Below are 18,239 nucleotides of genomic sequence, written 5' to 3' on the forward strand. Positions count from 1 at the left end.
GGCCTCCTGTTACCTAGGGGGTCTGCTTATAGCGATGTTCAATCTTTACTTGTGCCCGTTGTCGACGCGGATGTAGGCGGTGGGACTCTTGTCGAAGTCGGACGACCAGGAGGACCTCTTGGACCTGTCATTGTCCTTGAATTCGATCCTGACCGTATGGAACACCTTTACAAACTTGTCGTGGCGGTCCGCAGACACCCTCTCGTCGTTGACGATGTACTCGGTCCCGTCGACCCATACAGAGTCGTCGACGTGTCCGATGCGCTTGACATCCCAGCGACCCTTTTCCTGGAACATCTTCTGGTTGAAGTAGACGCGCGTGCCCTTGTCGCAGTGGATCTTGAATGCGAAGTTGACACGGACGGACTTGCGGTCGTTCTTCCAGCCCCTCCCGTTGTCAGCGTGCGGCTTATAGGCCGTGACGCTGCAGTTGTCCCGCTTTGAGGTCTCTGCAGCTGAGGCCGGGGAGGCCATGGCGATCGGGCCGGCTAGCAGGCCCAGCGAAACAGTGGAAACCAACGCAAGCCGGGCCGACAGGCGGGACTTTGTTGGCGGAGTCATAGTCATTGTTGCTCCCGCGTTGTGTGTGTTCGGGCATCACTGGCCGATCACGTGACGCGTGGAGACCCATCAACCACTTATGTCCGCTTTATGATCGTCCACCCGGACTTGCCGGGTGGGCCTGGAACCGGATCCTTTTTCGACTGCAACAGCCGGGATCCGGTGTTCAAATTTTACCCCTGGAAGTGCGTGTCAACACTTACTTTCAAAAATTGTCAACCGGTCGTGGTTGCTTTCAAGCCCTTGAACGGTAGCGAAAGTAGCCCGGCGGAGCGGCTGGCGTCGGGGCGGCCCGACGCCGGCTGCGCTCCTGTTGCGCCGGGCTACTTGCCCAGGAAGGCGAGCAGGGCCTCGTTGACCTCTGCCCCGTGGGTCCAGAGCAGGCCGTGCGGGGCGCCGTCGATCTCCACGTAGTCAGCCTCCGGCAGGGCCCTGCTGAACTCCCGGCCGGTGGCGTCGATCGGCAGGATGTTGTCCGCCGTACCGTGCACGATCAGTGCCGGGACGTCGATCTTCGGGATATCGGCGCGGAAGTCGGTGATCCAGGTGGGCTGCGCGGCCACCGAGGCGAACGCGCCGGAGCCGGCGGCGAGGTTCCAGCTGGCCCGGACGGACTCCTCGCTGAGCCGGGGCGTGCCCAGGAACGTGTCGCTGTTGTAGAAGTTCTTGAAGAACTCTGTGAAGAAGGCGTAACGGTCGGCTTTCACTGCTTCGGCAAGGCCGTCGAAAACGGACTGCGGCACTCCCGTGGGGTTGTCGTCGGTCTGCAGGAGGTACGGTTCCAGCGATCCGAGGAAGGCGGCCTTGGCCACGCGGGCAGACCCGAACGTGGAAAGGTACCGGGCCACCTCGCCGGTTCCCATCGAGAAGCCAACCAGCACGGCGTCGTTGAGGTCCAGGGTGCTAAGGACGGTGTTGAGGTCGCCCGCGAAGGTGTCGTAGTCATAGCCGGTGGTGGGTTTGCTGGACTTGCCGAAGCCGCGGCGGTCGTACGTGATGACGCGGTAGCCGGCGTCCAGCAGGGCGGCGGTCTGCTTCTCCCAGGAGGATCCGTCCAGGGGGTAGCCGTGGATGAGGACAACAGCCTGCCCGGTTCCGTGGTCTTCGTAGTAGAGCTCGATGTCGGTGCTGTTTTCCTGTCCAACGGTGATGTAAGCCATGTCAGCATTCCCTTCGGTCTCGTGAGAACGGACGTCCTCAAACGGTGTTACCAACCTATCGGGATCGCGGTCCGGTGCGCGCGGCCTGTCACAGGGCGTAGCCTGCAGGAATGGCAGCAGGGACCGGGATGTTGTGCAGGGCATGAAACGAATTGGCTTTCTGTCGTTCGGCCACTATGGCCCGGTGCAGGGTTCCCGCACCAGGACGGCGCGTGATGCGCTGCTGCAGGGGATAGAACTGGCCGTGGCCGCGGAGGAGCTGGGGATCGACGGCGCGTTCTTCCGCGTGCACCATTTCGCGCGTCAGCAGGCGTCGCCGTTCCCGCTGCTCGCGGCGGCCGCAGCGCGCACCAGCCGGATTGAGCTCGGCACCGGGGTCATCGACATGCGCTACGAGAATCCGCTGTACATGGCCGAGGAGGCAGCGGCCACGGACCTCATCAGCGGTGGCCGGCTCCAGCTTGGCATCAGCCGCGGTTCACCCGAGCCCGCACGCAACGGCGCAGGGGCCTTCGGCTATGCGCCGCGGGAGGGCGAGACGGATGCCGACATGGCACGCCGGCATGCCGAGGAGTTCCGGCGGGCCATCGCCGGCGCCGGCGTGGTCGAAGCCGATCCGCGGTATGCCGGAGGGGCCACCGGGCTGCTGCCTGTCCAGCCACGCTCCGAGGGCCTGCCCGAGCGGATCTGGTGGGGCGCCGGCACCCGGAAGACGGCGGTCTGGGCGGCCGAGCGCGGGATGAACCTCATGAGTTCCACCCTGCTGACCGAGGATACCGGGGTGCCGTTCCACGAGCTCCAGGCCGAGCAAATCGCGATGTTCCGTGAGGCATGGGCGGCGGCCGGGCACGGCCGCGAGCCGCGGGTTTCGGTCAGCCGCAGCGTCCTGCCGCTGACCGATGACGAGGACCGGCAGTACTTCGGGCTGAGCGCCCTCCGCGAGGGCCGCGACCAGGTGGGCGCCCTTGACGGCACCCTGGCCCGCTTCGGCAAGAGCTACATCGGTGAGCCGGACGTCATTGCAGCGGAGCTCGCAGCCGACGCTGCGGTGCAGGCGGCGGACACACTCCTGCTCACCGTCCCGAACCAGCTTGGCGTGGAGTACAACGCCAACCTGCTGGGAAACATCGCCCGCCACGTAGCCCCGCCCCTGGGATGGGCGCCGCGCGATATGCGGGAACAGGCGTAACCTACTGGCATTGAACGGCTCCTCCCAAGGCGGCGGTTTCCATGGACACGAATCACGTTCCTGCAGGCCAGAATTACGACGGCGGCCCGGGCGTCCGTCGGCTGGCTGCCGTCCTGCTGGTGACCGGCGTCGTGGTGTCCTTCGCCGCCGGGGCACTGCATCCCGAAGGGGCGAATGCCAACGACCATGCTGCCTCTTTCGCCGAATACGCCCGCAGCGACCTGTGGATCGGCGTGCACCTGGGGCAGTTTGTGGGCATGGCAGTCCTCATCGGCGGGCTGCTGGTGCTGGGAACCGTGGCCGGCGGTGTGCCCGGACGCTCCGCCTGGGCGGCGCGGTTTGGCAAATGGGCGGCAGTCGCTTCGCTGGCACTCTATGGGGCGCTGCAGGCGGTGGACGGCGTGGCGCTGAAGCATTCCGTCGATGCCTGGGCTGCTGCCGAGGGGGCCGGAAAAGCCGTTCGCTTTGCGGCCGCGGAGGACATGCGCTGGCTGGAATGGGGGATGCGCAGTTACCAAAGTTTCGTGCTGGGTGCGGCCCTCATCCTGATTGGCGCCGCGGTGGGCAGCTCGCGCGGGTTTCCGCGGCCGGTGGGTTACCTCATGGGCCTGTCCGGGGCCGCCTACCTCGCGCAGGGGTGGATCATCGGAGCAGAAGGCTTCTCCGGCAGCAACACCGTGCCCACGCTTGCCGGCATCGCGCTCGTCCTGGTCTGGACGCTCTGGCTTCTGGCGAGCTCGCTGCGGCGATCCTAGGCGTGTGCCTAGACTGGGACCGACCGGCATTTCCCAGTGAGAGGCAGCGGCATGACCGACAGCAAACGCAATGCGGAAGAGCCCGGCGACCTTCGGGGCCCTGGCGACCCGGACGCCGTCGAACAGGAGCAGCCTCAGCCCCAGGCTGGCACGGCACGCAACATCCGTGAGGAACAAATGACACAGGCGGGCGGCACAGTGCCCGCCAGCTACGTGGGCAGCGGAACACCGGAGGGCGAACCCAAGCCCGAAGAAGCCGCCGGCGAATCCGGGCTGTGGGACGCCGGGGACAGATAGCTAAAGCCAGGGGATGATCCTGTCGGCGCGGGAACGCGTGACTTCGATCAGGCGCGCATTGGCCGCGTCCGGTCCGTTGGCCCAGGCCTCGGCCGCAGCACGGTCCATGCCGAAGACCACGTGCCGTTCAATCAGGCGGGCAAGGCGCAACTCATGCGGTGTGTCGATGAACCACACTTCGTCCAGTTGTGCCCGCACCTGCCGCCAGCGTGGACCGTCGTTGAGGAGGTAGTTGCCCTCGGTGATGATGATGGGGACTGCGGCCGGAACGGCCAGCGATGCGGCCACCGGCTCATCGATTGCCCGCCGGAAGTCCGGCGCGTACACAACGTCCTCGTCCCGGCGCGCAAGCCGCTGAAGGAGCGAAAGGTAACCGCCGACGTCGAACGTGTCCGGTGCGCCCTTGCGCTGCCGCAGCGGAGTGCCGTCAATGATGGCATTGCCCAGGTGGAAGCCGTCCATGGGCACCACGAGGGCGGTATCGGAGCCGAGGGCGTCCGCGAGGCAGGCCGAGAAGGTGGACTTGCCGGACCCGGGGGAGCCAGCCACGCCGAGGAGAAGCCGCCTGCCGGAGGTCAGCCGGCTGCGCAGCTGGGCGACGGCCTGCTGGATTTCCGCGGATTCGAAAGCCCGGACGGACAGCGGCTCAACGTTTGGAAGGGTCATGCACAGCATCCTAGGCGAACCCGGTGGTGCAGGCGTGTGCGGCGATACGCGGAGAATCAGTCGAGCGGAATGGTGATGGTGATCGCCGTGCCGGTGCCGGGAGCCGAGGTGATGTCCACGGTCCCGCCCGCCTCCTGGACCGCCTGTGAAATGGTCCGCAGTCCGTGGCCGTTGACTTCTCCCGGCGCCTGCGAGTCCGACTCGAAGCCGGTGCCGTTGTCCGCGACCATGAGGCGGATGCCGTGGAAGACAGCGGCAAGCCGGACAGTCACATCCGTGGCGTCCGCATGCTTGAACGTGTTGCTCAGGGCTTCCCGCGCTGACTGGTAGAGCAGGGAAGCGCAGCCGGATGAGATCTCCACGCCGTGGTGGGGCGTCTCCCAGCGGACGCACGTACCCTGGCGGCGCAGGGGGACCGTGAGCCGGTCGATGCAGCCGGCCAGCCCCAGCCGGTAAAAGTCCAGCGGCTGACGGTCGGTGATGACACCGCCGACTTCGACGACTTCCTCGAGAGTTGCTGACTGGTTCATGGCGGCCCCCCGCTTCCTTGCGGTCCTCGTTGCATGCTTTCCCTGGAAGGATCGCTCCTCCAGGGGCTGATGCATTAAGGGTGGCGCCGGCCGATCAGGCTTGCCGCAGATTTACCCCGGGATCCAATCAAGTTTCCGCAAGATGTTGCGAAAACTACTGGACCATTGTCCACGGCTGGAGTGAGTGCTGCGGATACGTCACGGCGTCGGCGGCGTCGAGCACCTCCAGCGCGGTCATGTGCGCGGCCGCCGCGACTTCACGGATCGGCTTGCCGTGGGTTACGGCCGCCGCAACTGCACTCTGCAGGCTTGCGGCCGCGGGGTCATGCTCTACTGCTGCGGATTCCAGCGTAGCTGCGGCCTCTTCCACGGCGCGGATGTCGTCGTCCATCGGTACCCTCCTGTTTCTGCTCCATTGCAGTGACGCCTTGGCTCTGGGAGCTGCAACTGCTCCCCGGACGAAGTGTCATGTTCCTAAAACAATAAGACAGACAGGTCTGTCTCTGCCAGTCCCAAGGTACACTGATTCTCTAATGAGTGCTCCTGATGCAACCGGGGATGCCTTGCTGCCTGAAGAGGTGCGTACCGGCCATAGTGAACCAGTTGACCGGATCCTGGCCACTGCCTACGAGCTTTTCTCCCACCGCGGTGTCCGCGACGTCGGAATCAACGAGCTGATCGAGCGGTCCGGAGTGGCTAAGTCCACGTTTTACCGTCACTTCCCGTCCAAGGACGCATTGGTTCTGGCATTCCTGGCACTCCGCGACCAGGTATGGACCGTGGACCTGATTGTCTCCGAGGCCAGGCGCCGGGGAACCACGCCCGAAGGGCGCCTGCTGGCCATCTTCGACGTCTTCGGCGACTGGTTCCAGCGGGACGATTTCGAGGCGTGCACCTTCATCAATGTCCTCCTTGAGATGGGTCCCGGGCATCCGCTGGGTGAGGCCAGCATCGGCTACCTCGCCAGGATCCGCGGCCATATCCAGGCGCTCGCCGAGGAGGCGGGCCTGGACCGCCCCGACGAATTCGCCCGCTCCTGGCACATCCTGATGAAGGGCTCCATCATTTCGGCGACCGAAGGCGACTTCCTCGCCAATAAGCGGGCGCAGCAGATGGCCGGCTGGCTGATCGCGCACCACCGGAGCTGACCCGGCCTGTTGAGCTAACGGCCGCCTAAGCCGACGCCGTCGGTGGCCACAACTGCCGCACAGGTCCCCGGCCGCCGTCGGACTTCTTCAGTCGAGCCGCAGAAGGTTCCGCAGCGGAGCCGGGAGCCACTTCGGGCTCGGCCCGCCGTCGTTGTTTTCACCACCCTCCATGAATGGCTCCGCGGTGCCGGCCGCGAAGTAGTCTCCGCCCGCCGGGAGGCAGTCACCCGCCGGAGGGTTGCCGGCGCCCGTTGCCGGCAGGCAGGCGTTCTCGCTCAGGTGGCACAGCAGGGCCTGCTCGGGGGACCCCGGATTCGAGGCCAGGTGCTGCAGCAGCCGGCCCCGGGCTTCCGATTGGATATCCGTGGTGGCGAGGATGTCCAGGATGAGTTCGATGACCTGGGCGCGCATCACGGTCCGGTCAATCGACCTCAGGGAATCAGTGCAGAAGACCTCCAGCGCATCCGCTGAATCCTGGGTGCATCTTGCCGGCTCGGTGGCAGTCGTCAGCCATTCGGGCTCAGCAGGGGTGGGGACGTCAGCGCCCATCGGAACCTCCGGAAAAGTTCGCGTTTTCCTCCAGCTTCTTCACTGCGTTCTTCATCGCGGGTCCTCCATTGGCGGCATGATTCTTGCATGGTGCCAATGTGCGGCAGGCCTCCTGTGAAAAGCTCGGCCCGGGGACCCCTCGATGGGAACGCTACGGGCGGAAATAGGGGGGTCCGTTCCCGGTTTTTCACAAGGAAACTCTCAGGATTCGTTGGGGTGGGGTGCCGGAAGCCGGTTGATTCGTGCCGCGGCAGGGAAGTGACCAGCGCCTTAACATGCGTTCTGCAAGAGCGTAGCTTTGTTGGTGTTGGGACGCGTTCCGGTCCTCCGCATCCTGCAATGGGGCCGGAAGCTGACAGGAGGTAACAGCGATGACCAACATATTCAGGCGTGCCGGCGTCGACATCCCGGAGCCCTTCCGCCGTTTCCTCGAGGGGGATCTTGACGCCTGGCTGCGCGTGGAGGAATACCGCGAGGCCGGCTCCTTGGTGGTAAGGGCAGAAGCGCCGGGTATCGATCCTGACAATGACGTCGACATCACCCTCGCCGGAAGCCAGTTGCAGATAACGGTCCGCCGTGAAGAACAGCCTGAGCGCAAGGAAAAGGAAGGGTACCGCTCGGAATTCCGCTTCGGCACGTTTTCGCGGACCGTAAGCCTCCCTGCCCCGGTGAACCAGGAGGATATCCGGGCGTCGTACACCGACGGCGTTCTGGAAGTGCGCGTTCCGTTGGCCGAGGAGCACGCTGCGGGTGGCCACAAGATCCGCGTCTCCCGCGGTGCCGGATCGGGCGGTGCCGGATCGGGCGGTGCCGGAACCAGCGGCGCCGGAACCAGCGATGCCGGAACCAGCGGTGCCGGAACCGAGGGGACTGCGCGGACTATGGGGCAGGAGCCCGAAGGGCAGAGTTTTGGTGGCCCCTAGGCTCTGCTGGCCCCTGGTCCGGCGGCGGGCTCAGCCCTCGTAGTGCGTCCTCGCCGGGCCCTGGCCGAGGGAGTCAACGATCGACGTCGCAATGCTGTGCAGCTTGATGTTGCGGGTACTCGACGCTGCCTTGAGCAGGTCGAAGGCTTCCTCCTGGCTGCACCGGTTCTGGGCCATGATCACCCCGACGGCGACGTCGATGACGGTCCGGGTTTCCAGCGTGGCCTTGAGGTTGGCGGCAGCGTCGCTGTAGTGGGCGAAGCGCACGGCCAGACGCAGGGCCATGGAGGTCTGGCTGACGAAGTCCTGCGCCAGTTCCAGGACGCGGCCCTCGAAACGGCCCGGACGGTGCGAGTAAAGGTTCAGGGCAGCCTTGGTTTCGCCTTCGAGGACGAACGGGATGGCGAGGATGGAGCGGACGCCCTGCCCCAGTACCTTCTCCGCGTAGCTGTTCCAGCGGTCGTGCTTTTTGAGGTCGGTGATGTGGATGGTGACCTGGTCGCGCGACGCCGTCATGCAGGGGCCGTCGCCGAAGTCGTACTGGATTTCGTCCATGGCCTGCGCCTCGGGGCTGCTGCTCGCCACGGTTGCTGCCTTGCGGTGCCGCAGCAGGGTCACGCCGCAGAGGACTTCGTCGCCGGGTTCGGACAGGCTGCGTGCGGAAATCCGGGCAAGTTCGTGGAGGAATTCGCCCACGTCGGAGCTGGTGAGCACAAGCTCGTTGAGGTGCTCCGTGAATGAGGTTTCAGGTTTTGCGGTCGACTCGCTGGCCACGATCTTTCGGTACCGTTTCGCTCAGGTCAAGACGAACCGGCGGGCGCAGCGCAGGCGACCCCGTGGCCGGGGCGGTAGCAGCAAGCATGGTGCCGGATCGAACAACAATCCAACGGCCTTCTGCTAAACCGTACCGGGAAAATATACACCAGTTCGGCTCGCGCCATGACCGCGGTTACAGGCGCGGGCCCTAGGCTGGGGGAAAGGTGGCGGGCGGCGGAAGCCGCTCTGGCCATCGGAGCACGGCCGCCCGGGCCAGGGCCGGCCAATCAACAGGAGGAGGCCGCGGTGAGAATTGCCGTAACGGGAGGCAGTGGAAAGCTCGGACGGAACGTGGTCCGCAGGCTTGTGGCGGACGGGCATGCTGTCCTCAACCTGGACCGGACAGGCAGCCGGAGCCCACAGTTCGCCACCGTGGATCTGCGTAATTATGGGCAGGTTGCCGACGTCATCCTGGGCCTGGATGACCGGCACCAGGGCTTTGACGCGATCGTCCATCTGGGCGCCATCCCGGCTCCGGGCCTGGTGCCGGACGCCGCAACGTTCGAAAACAACATGCTCTCCACCTACAACGTGTTCCAGGCGGCCCGCAGGGCCGGCATCAAGAAAATCGTCTACGCCTCCAGCGAGACGGTGCTGGGACTGCCGTTCGACGTCGACCCTCCCTATATCCCGGTGGACGAGGAATATCCGGCCCGCCCGGAGAGCACCTACTCGCTGGTGAAGCATCTGGAGGAGCAGATGGCGATCCAGATGACGCGCTGGGACCCGGAGCTGAGTATCGTTGGCCTCCGGTTCTCCAACGTCATGGATCCGGAGGACTACGAGGAGTTTCCATCCTTTGACTCGGACGCCGCCCTGCGCAAGTGGAACCTCTGGGGCTACATCGACGCGCGAGACGGTGCCCAGGCGGTGGCACGCGCGCTGGAATACGGCGCGCCAGGGTTCGAGGCCTTCATCGTCGCCAACGAGGACACCGTCATGAGCCGCTCCAGTGCCAGCCTGGCGGAGGAGGTGTTCCCGCGGGTGAAGGTGACCAGGGAGCTGGGCGAGCACGAGACACTGCTGTCCATTGACAAGGCCAAGCGGCTCCTCGGCTACGCGCCGGAACACAGCTGGCGGAACTACCACTCCAACCGGACGACGCCCACCGAGGACTGACCACCCACCGACGCTGAGCGCGAACGAACACTTGAGGCCGGGGCTTAAGTGTGCGTTCGCGCTCAGCCGACGAAGCCGGGTTGTTAGGCGCGGGGCTGCAGGCCGGGCACGCCGTCGTCGATCCGGAAGGACGCCTTGGTGCTGACCGCCGACCCCGGCGTGTTGACGTAGTCCAGCACGCGGAAGTCAGCCGACAGGGAGTCCTTGGTGATCGTGGTCCGGACGTAGCCGCGCTGGTCGTTGTAGAACTTCAGGTGCTTGTTCCAGGCCATGGTGGGATCGGTGACGGAGCCAGTCCCGTTTCCGGTGGACGTGACGGAGGTGCACACCAGTTCCGAACCGACAACCGGTGCGTCCGGGTTCTTGTAGTCCACTTTGACGTCGTTGGCCCAGTTGCGGTGGACGTCACCGGTCAGCACGACGGCGTTGCGCACCTTCGCGTCCACCCAGCCCTGGGTGATCCGACGGCGGGAGGACGCGTAGCCGTCCCAGCCGTCCATGGACATGTCGTCGATATCGGCAGCCTGGTCGCGGTCGCGCTCGGCGAAGAACACCTGCTGGCCCAGGAGGTCCCAGCGCGCTTTGGACTTCCGGAAGCCGTCCAGCAGCCACTGCTCCTGCTGGGCTCCCGTGATGGTCCGGTCCTCGGCCAGGCGCTCCTGGACGTTTTTCCGCCAGCCGTCCCCGGCCAGCTGGTCGTCCCGGTACTGCCGCGTGTCCATCATGTGGAAGTTGGCGAGCTGGCCCCACTGCACCGTGCGGTAGATCTTCATGTCCGCGCCCGAGGGCATGGACGGCGCGCGAAGCGGCATGTTCTCGTAGTACGCCTGGAACGCGGCAGCCCGGCGCTTCCTGAAGTTGGCCGCCGTGTCGTTCAGCTGGGCCGGGTCCGCATTCTCCGGCACCTCGTCCGCCCAGTTGTTGTCCACCTCGTGGTCGTCCCAGACCACCAGCCACGGCGCGGCGGCGTGCGCCGCCTGGAGGTCGGCGTCGGCCTTGTACTGTGCGTGGCGCTGGCGGTAGTTCTCCAGCGTCACCGTCTCCGGGCCCTCATGGTCGCGGACGTTACCGCCACCGGTCACGTAGGACCCCTTCTTGTACTCGTACTGGTAGTCGCCCAGGTGGAGGACCAGGTCCGGCTGGTCCTCGGCGAGGCGGCGGTAGGCCGTGAAGTAGCCGTGCTCGTACTGGGCGCAGCTGGCGAAGGACATGGCCAGCGTGGCTGGCGTCTCGTACCAGGCCGGGCTGGTCAGGGTGCGGCCAACAGCGCTGATGTGGCGGCCGGCGCGGAAGCGGTAGAAGTACTCGCGGCCCGGCTTCAGACCGCGGAGTTCGGCGTGCACTGAGTGGGCGCCCTCCGGTACCGCCCGCTCCACACCGCGCTGGACCACCCTGCGCATGGCGGGGTCCTCCGCCACCTCCCAGGCCACGGTGACCACGCGCGAGGGCATGCCGCCCAGTCCGTCGTCCGCGAGCGGGTTGAGGGCCAGGCGCGTCCAGATGACAAAGCCGTCGGGCCAGGGGTCACCGGACGCGACTCCGAGGGTGAAGGGGTCGGTGGGGAGGCTCGCTTCTGCTGTCCGGGGATCGGCGACGGCGGTGCCGGGCAGTGCGATAACGAGGCCGGCACCGAGGCTGCTGGTGATGAGTGTTCTGCGGGTGATGTCCATGGCCCCGAACCTAACGGGGCAGCTTGGACAGGCGAGGACGCGCGCGTGAATCGCGAGTGAACGGTAACACGCCGTCAGGCGAAGGGCCGTGCGGCAGAGGGCCGCGGCCTGGACAGGCGCGCTTACCTGGTAACTACTTGGATGGCTGGGGCACTTCGCAGGTCAGCTTCGGGTTGGCGCCCATGTAGTTCAGCGGTCCGGCGGCGATGGTGATCGCCACGGTTCCGGCCTCCGTGCAGGAGTCCGGAGAGCCGCTGAAGTAGCCCCGCTGAAACGCGGCGAACACGCCGACGATGAGCCAGATGACCACAAGCGTTCCGATGATCCTCACGGCAGCCTCCGTAGCCCCGTTGCCACTTCAATGTGTGACTAATTATCCACCGTGCCTGTCATTCCGGACAGGGCTACCGGAACGGGTCTATCGGTTCTGCCGGGCGGCCCCGGTCAGCTGGGTTCGGTGGTGTCCACCGGAGTTTCCTCGACGTCCGGGGTGTCCTCGGCGGTGGCTATCTGATCGTCGCTCGGGGCGGTGGCACCCAGGCTGCCCGTCCCCTCCTCCGGTTCGAAGGTGTTCGGTTCGCCGGCCCCCACGGCAACGCCTTTGTCCGCGTTTGGGACGCCGTCGCCGGTCTGCTGACGGTCATGGCCGGTTTCTTCAGTGCTCATGCTGTCTCCTGGGACCTAGTGGGGCTGGAAGTTTTACCGTAACAGCGGGGGATGGCATCCGTAAGGGGGCTTAGGATTTTCCGCCGCCGGACCCGGAACGGGGATAACCTTCAGTTCTAGGCAGTTTCCCTCAGCGCACAGGCGGGCTTTCAGGTGGCAGCAGAATCAGCAGGCAAGCAGAGCCGGTGGCGGGTTTTCCACGACAAGTTTGTGGTCGAAGAGCGCTACATGGAACCCGGCGCCAGGAAGGGCCTGTACGTGACGGCGATCGTCCTGGCTGCGGTAGGGGCTGGCGTCTTCTTCCTGGCTCTCGCAGGTGTTCAGGGTCATGACGGGCTGGCCAGTGCTGATGACGCGTCATGGAGGTGGCTCCTGACCACGCGCACACAGCTGCTGACTGTGGTGATGATTGTCCTGGCTGTCATCTTCGGGCCCATAGCGCTGCCCATCATCGTCCTAGTTGTCACGGTGGCATGGGGCATCCTGGCGAAGCATGCCTGGCGGCCGATTCTGCTGGCGGCGGCAATGTTGACCGGCGTGGGACTGGCGCAGCTCATCGGCAGGGCGGTCGACAGGCACCGCCCTCCGGTGGACCAGATGCTGTTCGGCGCGGACCACACCTTTTCCTTTCCGTCGGGCCACGTCCTGGGCGCGTCTGACTTCCTGCTGATAACGGCGTTCCTGATCTTTTCCCGCCGCCGGAAACCAAAGACAACGGCGATTGGTTTTGTCTGCGCCATCATCGGAGTAATCCTGGCCTCCGTCAGCCGGCTGTACCTCGGCTACCACTGGGTGAGCGATGCCGTGGCTTCCGTTGCGCTCTCGCTGGTGGTGCTCGGTGCTGTGATTGCCGTGGACACCTGGCGCACCGCCCGCGTGCCCGGCGAGCGGGTTACCGGAGAGCTGTCCAAAGCAGATTCACCGGACTGACCTCCGTGGCCTCCGAAGCCGATGTCCGCAGGATCTGCCTTGCGCTGCCGGGCGTGACCGAGCGGGCCAGCTGGAACCAGCCGGCCTGGTTCGCCAAGACCCTGATGGCCCGTATGTGGGAGACGGGCGTGCTTACGGTCAAGACCGCGGAGCGCGAGGCTTTGGCTGGAACGGATCCGGAGACGTACTTCTGGACACCGCACCATGAGCGGTCGCCGCAGTTGGTCCTGGTCCGGCTTTCAAGGGTCGACGGCGATGAACTCGCCGAGCTGCTCGAGGACTCCTTCGTGCTCGCAGGCGGCCGGCTTTAGCGGGCCGTTTTAGTCCTCCGCGCGTGCGCTGCCCTTAGGTGCCCGGACCGTCGAAGCCGACGCTGCCAAAGTCTTGGCCGTCTGATCCGGGGCCGTCCGATCCGTGGCCGTCCGATCCGTGGCCGGGGAAACCGTGGCCGGGGAAACCGGGCCCGGGAAAGCCCTGCCCAGGGAAGAAGCCCGGCCCAGGGAAGATGCCGTGTCCGCCAAACCCATGCTCCGGGAAGCCGGGGCCGCCGAGTCCGCCCTGCCCGTCCCCGCCGCCGGCGGGGCCGCTGCCCAGCAGGCTCCTGGTGAGCGTCTCGCCGTCGGCCATCAGTTCTTCCACCGCCTCGAGAAGGTGGCTGTCCGAGACAGGGGTGCCCTCCAAAGCGGCACGCACGACGGCCCGGCGGACGAGTTCGCGCGCGAACGAGGCCGTGGTTCCTTCGGTGCGGGCGGCGGCGTCCCGGACGGCGTCCGTGCTGAACGGAATCCCGCGCGCATACAGCGTCACGAGTCCGATGCGTTCGTCCAGGGCTGGCAGCGGAATGTCCACGGCAAGGTCAACGCGGCCAGGGCGCTGGGCGAGGGCCCGCTCGAGCATGTCCACGCGGTTGGTGGTGAGGACGAAGGCGACGTCGGCATCGTGGTCCAGGCCGTCCATGGCATCGAGCACCTCGAACAGCAGCGGCTGCGGCCCGTGCCCGAAGCTCCGGTCCTCGGCGATCAGGTCGCAGTCCTCAAGCACCACGATGGAAGGCTGCAGTGCCCGGGCCATGGCGGCCGCCTCGGAAATCCTGGCCAGGGAACCTCCGGACAGCAGCACCGCTGTGATGCCCGCGCTCTGGCTCAGCAGGTAGCGCACCGTATGGGTCTTGCCCGTGCCGGGTTGGCCGTACAGCAGAATGCCCCGTTTGAGGTGCTGGCCGTACTCTTTCAGCGACTCCCGGTGCTCGGCGATGCCAAGGGCGTGATCGGCCACCTTCTGGAGCAGCCCTTGCGGCAGGATGACGTCGGTGGCTGTGAGTTCGGGCCGCGCGTGGAACGTCACGCCGCCGCTGCTGGGACCGTACTCGCCCATGACCAGGGAAATGACCTGGCCTTTCAGGATGCTGCCGCGCTGCATTCGCCTGCCGAACTCCGCCAGGAAGTCCGCCGCGTTGTTCGCGTCTGCAGCCAGGACCTCGAGGCACGCCGTTTGCCGCCCGTAGCGCGGGGCCGCGTCACGCTGCAGGACCGCAACAGGGCCGCCCGCGTGCCGGAACAGCCACAGACCCAGCGCCACGGCCTGCCGCTGTTCGTCAGGGCCCACGGCAAGGTTGATGTAATCAGGCTGGGACAACGGGAACTGCGGGAAAAACTGCGACTGCTGCAGCATGTCGCTCAGCGACTGGTGGTGGCGCTGGTCGCCGCCGCCGATGCCCACCAGCCGGAACTCCGGATCCTCGCCGGCGAGTTCGGCCATCAGGATGTCGGCGTCCACGAAACGGTGCGCCGGCACCTCTTCCACCACCACCGCGAGTGATTCGGCCGGCACCGCCAGATGCTCGGTGATGGTCGTGAGCAGCTGCGTGCCGGCCTTGACGCGGTGCTGGCCGGACTGCGCGATCTCCACCAGCTGCGCGAAATCGTCGATGAACTTCCCCAATTTTTCATCCATGCCGCAGACCCTACCAGCGGTGGTCAAGGGGCCCTCGTCAGCGGCCCCGGCGTGTGCCATTCTGGGAGGTACCGCAGTCCGGAGGTGCCGCAGCCCGCCAGGCCTGCCGGAGGACTCGAGCCATCGAAGGAGAAGGCCATGTTTGCGCCCAAGGGTTCGTTTTCCAGCTTCAGCGTCGACGACGTGGCGCGCGCCAGGGACTTCTACGGGCAGACGCTGGGCCTGGCCGTGTCCGACGGTGCGATGGGCACGCTGGAGCTGTCCATGCCCGAGGGGCACACGATTTTTGTCTACCCCAAAGACAACCACGAGCCGGCCACGTTCACCGTCCTGAACCTGGTGGTGGACGACGTCGAGGCTGCCGTTGATGAGCTCAACGCGGCAGGCGTCCAGACCAGGATCTACGACGATCCCAACCTGCCTACGGACGAAAAAGGAATAGCCCGGGGGATGGGCCCGGACATCGCCTGGTTCAAGGACCCGGCCGGCAACGTGATTTCCGTGATCAACCCGGGCAGCGCAGCACCCGGGGAGTAGAATTCGGCAATCTGAAGTTTCGGCCCACCGGCCGCTGACAACATCACAGAGGTCCAGCGATGCATCGTTCCGCCAAAGAATTGGCCGCCATGGTTCCGACGGGATTCACCCTGGGGGTGGCTATGGCCGCGTTTCAGATTGAAGGGGCGCTCGACGAGGACGGCCGCGGACCTGCCGGCTGGGACGTCTTCGCGGCGCGGCCCGGGACCATTGTTGACGGCCACAGCCCCGCGGTGGCGTGCGACCACTACCACCGCATGCCCCAGGACGTGGCCCTGATGAAGGAACTGGGCATCGATTCCTACCGGTTCTCGCTGGCGTGGCCCCGGATCCAGCCGGACGGGCGCGGAGCGGTGAACCGGGCCGGACTGGACTTCTACGACCGCCTGCTGGATGAACTGCTGGCCAATGGGATTTCGCCTATGGTCACGCTCTACCACTGGGACACGCCGCTGGCTCTCGAAGAGGACGGCGGCTGGCTCAACCGGGACACCGCCTACCGGTTGGGGGAGTTCGCCGCCATCGCCGCGGCCGCGTATGGCGACCGGGTGGCGCGCTGGGTAACCATCAACGAACCCGCCACCGTGACCACCAACGGCTACGCCCTTGGCATCCACTCCCCGGGGAAGGCCGACTTTGCCAACGGCCTGCCCACCGTGCACCACCAGCTGCTGGGCCATGGCCTTGCCCTGCAGGCTCTGCGGACCGCCAAGGTGCCCGGCGAAATCGGCATGACCAACGTGTACTCGCCCGTGGTGCCCCACTCAGGCAACCCCCTCGACTGGATGAGCGCTGGAGCGATGGACATTGCGCAGAACCGGCTTTACGCGGACCCCGTGCTCACCGGGAAATATCCGGACCTCATTCGCCTCGGGAAGTTCTTCTCGTCCTTCGACCACCCCGACGAGGACATGGCCATCATCTCCCAGCCGCTGGACTTCTACGGGCTCAACTACTACATGCCCACCCGCGTGGCTGCCGGCGGCGGTGACAGCCCCGTTCCGGCGGCCATGGCTGAGGCGATGGGGGATGACCTCAGGGACGCCACGCCCGGAGCCCCGCTGCACATTGAGCCGTGGCCGGACACCGAAACCACTGCCTACGGGTGGCCCGTGAAGCCCGAGTATATGGCCGTGGCGCTTAAGGAAATGGCCGAGCGGTACCCGAATCTTCCGCCGGTGATCATCACGGAGGGCGGGGCGAGCTTTGTCGACGTCATAGTCCGGGACAAGTCGACGAAGCGGGTCTTTGTTCCCGATGAGCGGCGGCTCAGGTACCTTTCGGACCACATTGAAACGGCCCTTCGGGTCACGGCCCCCGGCGGCGCGGCCGAGAAGATCGACCTGCGCGGCTATTACGTCTGGACTTTCATGGACAACTTCGAGTGGTCCGGCGGCTACAAGCAGCCGTTCGGCCTGGTGCACGTGGATTTCGAGACGCAAGTGCGCACGCCGAAGGCCTCCTTCTACTGGTTCCAGGAACTGCAGGAAGAACGGAAGCTGGCAGCCTCGGCGGATGCCGCCGTCGCCGCAGCGGCAGCGGGGCCGGACGGCCCGCTGACGGACGCAGGGATGTCCGACGGCGGCATGTCCGACGGCGGTCCGGTCACCTAGGGCGGCAGTTAGGTTCCCGGGGGCAGCCCAGGCCCCTAAAGCAGTTCGAGCTCCCGGAGCTGGCGGGCTATGCCCGCGCCGTCGGGCGAGTAGATCCAGGGCACCGTCGAGGCGCTGTGGTCGCCGTCTTCGGAGTGGCCGCCGGCGAAGACGGCCTCACTGACGGACAGCTGCCGGATGGCGATGGCCGCGACCTTGTCCGCGTTGTGCTGCGTGAACTGCGAGTAGATCTGCTCGTCGTGCTGGCCGTTGTCGCCAATCAGCAGCCAGCGCACGTGCGGGAATTCCGCAGCCAGCCTTTCAAGGTTGCGGCGCTTGTGTTCCTGGCCGCTGCGGAACCAGCGGTCCTGTGTCAGCCCCCAGTCCGTCAGCAGCAGCGGTCCGGCCGGATACATGTTCCGGGTCAGGAACCGTGCCAGGGTGGGGGCTGCGTTCCAGGGGCCCGTAGAAAGATAGATGACCGGCGCGTCGGGATGCTCGACGGTGAGCCGGTCCAGCAGCACTGCCATGCCCGGGGTGGCCATCCTGGCCCGCTCACTCAGCACAAACGTGTTCCAGAGCGCCAGGAACGGCCGGGGCAGTGCCGTGACCATGACGGTGTCGTCGATGTCGGAGACGATGCCGAACTTTGTGTCCGGGGCGATGACAAAAATGCTGGCTTCCACCGCTTCGGTGCCCGCGGAGCGGAGGACGGCGGTGTGCCGGCCCGGGGGGAGGGACACCGGGATATCGATGTCCACCAGCCCGCCGCGGTCGGCCTTGACCTTCGTCACTGTTCCGCCGATCTCGATCTCCAAGTCGGAGCCGGGAATGGGAACGCTGGTGAAGGCGCGCCAGCCGCGCACATTCTCGGTGCCGTTCCGGGCGGCATGATCGGCGCGGCTGCCGGGCACGGGCTTGCTGGCCAGGACCACACGGCCCAGGACCCGGACCCACTCTGTGGACCCGTAGCCCTGGTAGGCGATGGTCTTGGGTTCGAACTTCCAGCGCCGGGCGACCTTCAGTCGCGCCGTGTTGATCGCATCCGAGAGCCGGTGGGCCAGCCGGAAGACGCGCGTCCCTGACAAACTCGTCCCCGACAACGGTGATTCCTGTGACGCCATGTCCATGCCTTCACTCTGCCACAGGGCAGCAGCCCACGGGCTGCCCGCCTGCGC

Annotated in this window: 22 protein-coding genes; 10 read left to right on the forward strand and 12 right to left on the reverse strand. The window is 66.2% G+C overall.

Annotated features, from left to right (window positions below; translation table 11 throughout):
* Nucleotides 1–45: 45 nt before the first annotated feature.
* Together ACFQ50_RS16315 and ACFQ50_RS16320 are read right to left on the reverse strand one after the other, a co-directional pair.
* Nucleotides 46–561: a hypothetical protein gene (locus ACFQ50_RS16315; protein ID WP_377996693.1), complete on the reverse strand. Its 516-nt coding sequence runs from the start codon at nucleotides 559–561 to the stop codon at nucleotides 46–48.
* Between the two features lie 323 nt (nucleotides 562–884).
* Nucleotides 885–1,721, reverse strand: coding sequence for an alpha/beta fold hydrolase (locus tag ACFQ50_RS16320; protein ID WP_377996694.1), 837 nt, complete (start codon nucleotides 1,719–1,721; stop codon nucleotides 885–887).
* Between the two features lie 142 nt (nucleotides 1,722–1,863).
* Between ACFQ50_RS16320 and ACFQ50_RS16325 the strand changes: the two genes are divergently transcribed.
* From ACFQ50_RS16325 to ACFQ50_RS16335, 3 genes are read left to right on the forward strand one after another with little or no spacing between them, the layout of a single operon-like run.
* A complete protein-coding gene (locus tag ACFQ50_RS16325) occupies nucleotides 1,864–2,910 on the forward strand; it encodes an LLM class flavin-dependent oxidoreductase (RefSeq protein ID WP_377996695.1) in 1,047 nt (348 codons plus the stop codon).
* 41 nt (nucleotides 2,911–2,951) lie between these two features.
* Nucleotides 2,952–3,665 (forward strand): DUF4386 family protein, encoded by a 714-nt coding sequence (locus ACFQ50_RS16330; protein WP_377996696.1) that lies wholly within the window; start codon nucleotides 2,952–2,954, stop codon nucleotides 3,663–3,665.
* 51 nt (nucleotides 3,666–3,716) lie between these two features.
* Nucleotides 3,717–3,962, forward strand: coding sequence for a hypothetical protein (locus tag ACFQ50_RS16335; RefSeq protein ID WP_377996697.1), 246 nt, complete (start codon nucleotides 3,717–3,719; stop codon nucleotides 3,960–3,962).
* Here the strand turns inward: ACFQ50_RS16335 and ACFQ50_RS16340 are convergent, their stop codons facing one another.
* The 3 genes from ACFQ50_RS16340 to ACFQ50_RS16350 form a co-directional block, all read right to left on the reverse strand.
* Nucleotides 3,963–4,628 (reverse strand): nucleoside/nucleotide kinase family protein, encoded by a 666-nt coding sequence (locus tag ACFQ50_RS16340; protein WP_377996698.1) that lies wholly within the window; start codon nucleotides 4,626–4,628, stop codon nucleotides 3,963–3,965. It lies immediately after the preceding gene.
* Between the two features lie 56 nt (nucleotides 4,629–4,684).
* Nucleotides 4,685–5,158, reverse strand: coding sequence for a sensor histidine kinase (locus tag ACFQ50_RS16345; protein WP_377996699.1), 474 nt, complete (start codon nucleotides 5,156–5,158; stop codon nucleotides 4,685–4,687).
* A 154-nt stretch (nucleotides 5,159–5,312) separates the two neighbouring features.
* A complete protein-coding gene (locus tag ACFQ50_RS16350) occupies nucleotides 5,313–5,549 on the reverse strand; it encodes a hypothetical protein (protein ID WP_377996700.1) in 237 nt (78 codons plus the stop codon).
* Between the two features lie 142 nt (nucleotides 5,550–5,691).
* On the opposite strand from ACFQ50_RS16350, the gene ACFQ50_RS16355 reads away from it, so the two are divergent.
* On the forward strand, nucleotides 5,692–6,306 hold the full coding sequence (locus ACFQ50_RS16355) for a TetR/AcrR family transcriptional regulator (protein WP_377996701.1): 615 nt from the start codon (nucleotides 5,692–5,694) through the stop codon (nucleotides 6,304–6,306).
* Between the two features lie 87 nt (nucleotides 6,307–6,393).
* Here ACFQ50_RS16355 and ACFQ50_RS16360 read toward each other — a convergent pair whose 3' ends face one another.
* Complete coding sequence (locus ACFQ50_RS16360; RefSeq protein ID WP_377996702.1) at nucleotides 6,394–6,855, reverse strand: hypothetical protein; 462 nt, start codon at nucleotides 6,853–6,855, stop codon at nucleotides 6,394–6,396.
* A gap of 371 nt (nucleotides 6,856–7,226) precedes the next feature.
* Here ACFQ50_RS16360 and ACFQ50_RS16365 point away from each other — a divergent pair, with 371 nt between their 5' ends.
* The gene (locus ACFQ50_RS16365; protein ID WP_377996703.1) at nucleotides 7,227–7,778 is read left to right on the forward strand and encodes an Hsp20/alpha crystallin family protein; all 552 of its coding nucleotides are present in this window, start codon (nucleotides 7,227–7,229) and stop codon (nucleotides 7,776–7,778) included.
* A gap of 30 nt (nucleotides 7,779–7,808) precedes the next feature.
* Here ACFQ50_RS16365 and ACFQ50_RS16370 read toward each other — a convergent pair whose 3' ends face one another.
* Nucleotides 7,809–8,552, reverse strand: a complete 744-nt coding sequence (locus ACFQ50_RS16370; RefSeq protein WP_377996704.1) for an ANTAR domain-containing protein — start codon at nucleotides 8,550–8,552, stop codon at nucleotides 7,809–7,811.
* A gap of 288 nt (nucleotides 8,553–8,840) precedes the next feature.
* On the opposite strand from ACFQ50_RS16370, the gene ACFQ50_RS16375 reads away from it, so the two are divergent.
* Entirely contained in the window at nucleotides 8,841–9,713 is an 873-nt protein-coding gene (locus ACFQ50_RS16375) for an NAD-dependent epimerase/dehydratase family protein (protein WP_377996705.1), read from the forward strand.
* 83 nt (nucleotides 9,714–9,796) lie between these two features.
* Here the strand turns inward: ACFQ50_RS16375 and ACFQ50_RS16380 are convergent, their stop codons facing one another.
* The 3 genes from ACFQ50_RS16380 to ACFQ50_RS16390 all read right to left on the reverse strand — a co-directional run bounded on the left by ACFQ50_RS16380 (nucleotide 9,797) and on the right by ACFQ50_RS16390 (nucleotide 12,049).
* Nucleotides 9,797–11,383 carry an alkaline phosphatase D family protein gene (locus ACFQ50_RS16380; RefSeq protein WP_377996706.1) on the reverse strand — a complete coding sequence of 529 codons (1,587 nt, stop codon included), beginning with the start codon at nucleotides 11,381–11,383 and terminating at the stop codon, nucleotides 9,797–9,799.
* Nucleotides 11,384–11,516: 133 nt separating this feature from the next.
* Nucleotides 11,517–11,714 carry a hypothetical protein gene (locus ACFQ50_RS16385; protein WP_331575395.1) on the reverse strand — a complete coding sequence of 66 codons (198 nt, stop codon included), beginning with the start codon at nucleotides 11,712–11,714 and terminating at the stop codon, nucleotides 11,517–11,519.
* 113 nt (nucleotides 11,715–11,827) lie between these two features.
* On the reverse strand, nucleotides 11,828–12,049 hold the full coding sequence (locus ACFQ50_RS16390; protein ID WP_377996707.1) for a hypothetical protein: 222 nt from the start codon (nucleotides 12,047–12,049) through the stop codon (nucleotides 11,828–11,830).
* Between the two features lie 153 nt (nucleotides 12,050–12,202).
* On the opposite strand from ACFQ50_RS16390, the gene ACFQ50_RS16395 reads away from it, so the two are divergent.
* Both ACFQ50_RS16395 and ACFQ50_RS16400 read left to right on the forward strand, forming a co-directional pair.
* On the forward strand, nucleotides 12,203–12,979 hold the full coding sequence (locus tag ACFQ50_RS16395; protein WP_377996708.1) for a phosphatase PAP2 family protein: 777 nt from the start codon (nucleotides 12,203–12,205) through the stop codon (nucleotides 12,977–12,979).
* Nucleotides 12,980–12,984: 5 nt separating this feature from the next.
* Nucleotides 12,985–13,290 carry an MmcQ/YjbR family DNA-binding protein gene (locus ACFQ50_RS16400; protein WP_377996709.1) on the forward strand — a complete coding sequence of 102 codons (306 nt, stop codon included), beginning with the start codon at nucleotides 12,985–12,987 and terminating at the stop codon, nucleotides 13,288–13,290.
* Nucleotides 13,291–13,324: 34 nt separating this feature from the next.
* Here ACFQ50_RS16400 and ACFQ50_RS16405 read toward each other — a convergent pair whose 3' ends face one another.
* Nucleotides 13,325–14,932, reverse strand: a complete 1,608-nt coding sequence (locus tag ACFQ50_RS16405; protein ID WP_377996710.1) for an AAA family ATPase — start codon at nucleotides 14,930–14,932, stop codon at nucleotides 13,325–13,327.
* A 138-nt stretch (nucleotides 14,933–15,070) separates the two neighbouring features.
* On the opposite strand from ACFQ50_RS16405, the gene ACFQ50_RS16410 reads away from it, so the two are divergent.
* On the forward strand, nucleotides 15,071–15,469 hold the full coding sequence (locus ACFQ50_RS16410; protein WP_377996711.1) for a VOC family protein: 399 nt from the start codon (nucleotides 15,071–15,073) through the stop codon (nucleotides 15,467–15,469).
* 59 nt (nucleotides 15,470–15,528) lie between these two features.
* Nucleotides 15,529–17,082: a GH1 family beta-glucosidase gene (locus tag ACFQ50_RS16415; protein ID WP_377996712.1), complete on the forward strand. Its 1,554-nt coding sequence runs from the start codon at nucleotides 15,529–15,531 to the stop codon at nucleotides 17,080–17,082.
* A 35-nt stretch (nucleotides 17,083–17,117) separates the two neighbouring features.
* On the opposite strand, the gene ACFQ50_RS16420 is transcribed toward ACFQ50_RS16415, so the two are convergent.
* The gene (locus tag ACFQ50_RS16420; RefSeq protein WP_377996713.1) at nucleotides 17,118–18,191 is read right to left on the reverse strand and encodes an App1 family protein; all 1,074 of its coding nucleotides are present in this window, start codon (nucleotides 18,189–18,191) and stop codon (nucleotides 17,118–17,120) included.
* Nucleotides 18,192–18,239 lie beyond the last annotated feature (48 nt).

This window comes from Arthrobacter sp. NPDC056493 (genome assembly GCF_042795115.1).
Lineage (GTDB): Bacteria > Actinomycetota > Actinomycetes > Actinomycetales > Micrococcaceae > Arthrobacter.